This window comes from Thauera phenylacetica B4P (assembly GCF_000310225.1).
Lineage (GTDB): Bacteria > Pseudomonadota > Gammaproteobacteria > Burkholderiales > Rhodocyclaceae > Thauera > Thauera phenylacetica.
Map to the genome: position 1 here is coordinate 1 of NZ_AMXF01000315.1, position 3,587 is coordinate 3,587.

General features: G+C 67.5%; 4 protein-coding genes. All 4 read left to right on the plus strand.

Annotated features, from left to right (window positions below; all coding sequences use genetic code 11):
• On the plus strand, positions 1-889 hold an 889-nt coding region (gene rluB / locus C667_RS21085; RefSeq protein WP_004382656.1), incomplete at its 5' end, for a 23S rRNA pseudouridine(2605) synthase RluB.
• Positions 890-1,156: 267 nt separating this feature from the next.
• Entirely contained in the window at positions 1,157-1,591 is a 435-nt protein-coding gene (gene rimP / locus C667_RS21090) for a ribosome maturation factor RimP (RefSeq protein ID WP_004382657.1), read from the plus strand.
• A 27-nt stretch (positions 1,592-1,618) separates the two neighbouring features.
• A complete protein-coding gene (nusA, locus tag C667_RS21095; protein ID WP_004382658.1) occupies positions 1,619-3,094 on the plus strand; it encodes a transcription termination factor NusA in 1,476 nt (491 codons plus the stop codon).
• A gap of 13 nt (positions 3,095-3,107) precedes the next feature.
• A partial coding sequence (locus C667_RS21100; protein ID WP_004382659.1) for a translation initiation factor IF-2 associated domain-containing protein occupies positions 3,108-3,587 on the plus strand: 480 nt, incomplete at its 3' end.

The following is a 3,587-nucleotide window of genomic DNA, read 5'->3' on the forward strand; positions in this document are numbered from 1 at the left end:
CGGCCACCCCGAGGCCGGCGAGCGCCCCGCGCGTGGACGCGGGCCGGCCGGCGCCCAGGGTGGCGGGCGCAACGCGCCCACCACGCTCAGCGAGCCCGAGCGCCTGCAGAAGGTGCTCGCCCAGGCCGGCATCGCCTCGCGGCGCGAGATCGAGGAGTGGGTGGTGGCCGGGCGCATCTCGGTCAACGGCCTGCCGGCCTCGCTCGGCCAGAAGATCGGCCCGGGCGACCGCGTCAAGGTCAATGGCAAGCTCGTCCCGCTGCGCTTCACCCAGCGTTCGCCGCGCGTGCTCATCTACCACAAGCCCGAGGGCGAGATCGTCTCGCGCGACGACCCCGAGGGTCGACCCACCGTGTTCGAGCGCCTGCCCATCCTGCGCAAGGGGCGCTGGCTGGCGGTCGGGCGCCTGGACTTCAACACCTCCGGGCTGCTCCTGTTCACCAATGACGGCGACCTCGCCAACAAGCTCATGCACCCGCGCTACGAGCTCGAGCGAGAGTATGCGGTGCGCATCCTCGGCGAGCTGACCGAGGAGCAGGTCAAGTCGCTCACCGAGGGCATCGAGCTCGAGGACGGTCCGGCGAAGTTCAACCTGCTGCGCGACGAGGGGGGCGAGGGCGCCAACCACTGGTACCGCGTGACGATCTCGGAAGGCCGCAACCGCGAGGTGCGGCGCATGTTCGAGGCCGTGGGCCTGACCGTGAGCCGGCTGATGCGGGTGCGCTACGGCAGCGTCGAGCTGCCCGCCCGGCTCAAGCGCGGCATGTGGATGGAGATGCCCGAGGCCGAGGCTTGCGCGCTCGCCGGCCTGCCGCCGCCGCAGCAGAGCCGCCAGCAGGACCAGCGCGACAAGCGCCCGGTCAAGCTGCACCGCACCCAGCCGCGCTGAGCGCCGCGGCGCCCGGCGTGCCGCCTCGCGGGGGAGCGACCCGCGCGCGATCTTCGCGCGCGGGTTTGCTCGACCCCGCGTTTTGGCTGTATACTCGTTCGGCTTTGATGGATGGATTTCCTTTGTGGCCATGAGCCACGCCAGGCGTCCGCTCCGTCATGCGGTTGTGACCAGCGGGTTTTCGTGCAGGAACAATTGTTTGATGGGCGTTTCGCCCATTTTTTATTTGTGGCGCCCGACGCGGCGCCGGAGCGGTGGGGCAGGCAGATGCGAGCGGACGTCGAGGGATTGATCGAGCAGGTGGTGACCGGACTGGGATACGAACTCGTCGATATCGAGTTCTCGCCCAAGGGCCGCTTGCTGCGCATCTTCCTCGACATCGAGCGCGGCATCACGGTCGATGACTGCGCCACCGTCAGCAACCAGCTGCAGCGTGTGTTCGAGGTCGAGAACGTCGATTACGACCGGCTCGAGGTGTCCTCGCCCGGCCTCGATCGCCCGCTCAAGAAGCTGGCCGATTTCGAACGCTTTGCCGGCGAGCAGGCGCAGGTCCGCTTGTCGCTGCCGATCGGCAACCAACGCAATTTCGTGGGCGTGATCGAGCGGGTGCAGGACGGCGCGGTGGCGCTGCGCACCGAGAAGGGCGAGGTGCTGCTGCCCTTCGAAGACATCGAGAAAGCACGCCTGATGCCCCAATTTTGAGACTGTGGATGTGGAGGTTTTACTGAAATGAGCCGCGAGATCCTGCTGCTTGTCGATGCCTTGGCGCGCGAGAAGAACGTCGCCAAGGACATCGTTTTTTCCGCGCTCGAAACCGCCTTGGCCTCTGCGACCAAGAAACGCATCCACGACGATGCCGACGTGGTGGTGTCGATCGACCGCGATTCGGGCGACTACACCTCGAAGCGCCGCTGGCTGGTGATGCTCGACGAGGAGGTCGTCAATGACGAGGCCGAGATGGGCATCATCGACGCCCGCGAGCTGCGCGCCGACGTGCAGATCGGCGACTACATCGAGGAAGAGCTCGAGCCGATCGACTTCGGTCGCATCGGCGCCCAGGCCGCCAAGCAGGTGATCCTGCAGAAGATCCGCGACGCCGAGCGCGAGCAGGTGCTCAACGACTTCCTCGACCGCAAGGAATTCCTCGTCTCCGGTTCGATCAAGCGCATGGAGCGCGGCAACGCGATCATCGAGGTCGGCCGCATGGAGGCCGTGCTGCCGCGCGACCAGCAGATCCCGCGCGAGAACCTGCGCGTGGGCGACCGCGTCAAGGCCTTCCTGCTGCGCATCGACCGCGGCGCCCGCGGCCCGCAGCTGGTGCTGTCGCGCACCGCGCCCGAGTTCCTGATGAAGCTCTTCGAGCTCGAGGTCCCCGAGATCGAGGACGGCCTGCTCGAGCTCAAGGCCTGCGCCCGCGACCCCGGCCTGCGCGCCAAGATCGCGGTCAAGTCCAACGACCAGCGCATCGACCCGATCGGCACCTGCGTCGGCCTGCGCGGCTCGCGCGTCACCGCGGTGCGCAACGAGATCGGCGGCGAGCAGATCGACATCATCGTGTGGTCGTCGGACCCCGCCCAGTTCGTGGTCGCCGCGCTGCAGCCGGCCGAGGTCGTCTCCATCGTCGTCGACGAGGAGTCGCACGCCATGGACGTGGTGGTCGACGAGAACAACCTCGCGATCGCCATCGGCCGCAGCGGCCAGAACGTCAAGCTCGCCTCCGAGCTCACCGGGTGGACGATCAACCTGATGAGCGAGCAGGAGTCGGCCGAGAAGACCGCCCAGGAGCAGCAGGGCCTGCGCGCGCTGTTCATGGAAAAGCTGGATGTCGACGAGGAACTCGCCGACATCCTGATCGAGGAGGGTTTCTCCTCGCTGGAAGAGGTGGCCTACGTGCCGCTCTCCGAAATGCTCGAGATCGAGGCCTTCGACGAGGACACGGTCAACGAACTGCGCAATCGAGCGCGCAATGTGCTGCTGACCGAGGCCATCGTCACCGAGGAGCAGCTCGAGAAGGTTTCAGACGACTTGCTCGGCCTCGAAGGCATGGAGAAGTCGCTGGCCGCCACACTGGCCCAGCAGGGCATTCGTACCCGCGACGACCTGGCCGACCTAGCGGTCGACGAGCTGGTCGAAATGGCCGGGATCGACGAAGAAAGAGCCAAGGCGCTGATTTCCGTTGCGCGCGCCCATTGGTTCGAAGAATGATGGGAGGGCAGTAATGGAACAGATGAGCGTGACCCAGTTTGCCGGCGAACTGAAAATGCCGGCCGCGGTGCTGCTCGAGCAGTTGAAGCGTGCGGGCGTGGAAAAATCCGGCCCCACCGACCTGCTCGCCGAACAGGACAAGGCGAGGCTGCTGGAATACCTGCGGCGTTCGCACGGCGACACCCAGCCCAAGGGCAAGATCACCCTGACGCGCAAGCAGACGAGCGAGATCCGCGCCACCGACTCCACCGGGCGTGCGCGCACGGTGCAGGTCGAGGTGCGCAAGAAGCGCACCTTCGTGAAGCGCGACGAGCTCGCCGAGCAGGCTGGCGTCGAATCCGCGCCGGCCGAGCCGGTTGAGCTCGCCGAGGTGGTGAGGGAAGCGCCTGCGCCGGTCGAGGCCGTCGCGCCGGTGGCCGAGGCCGCCACGCCCATCGCCGAAGCCGCCGCCGTCGAAGCGGCGCCTGCCGTCGAGGCTGCGGCGCCGGAGGCG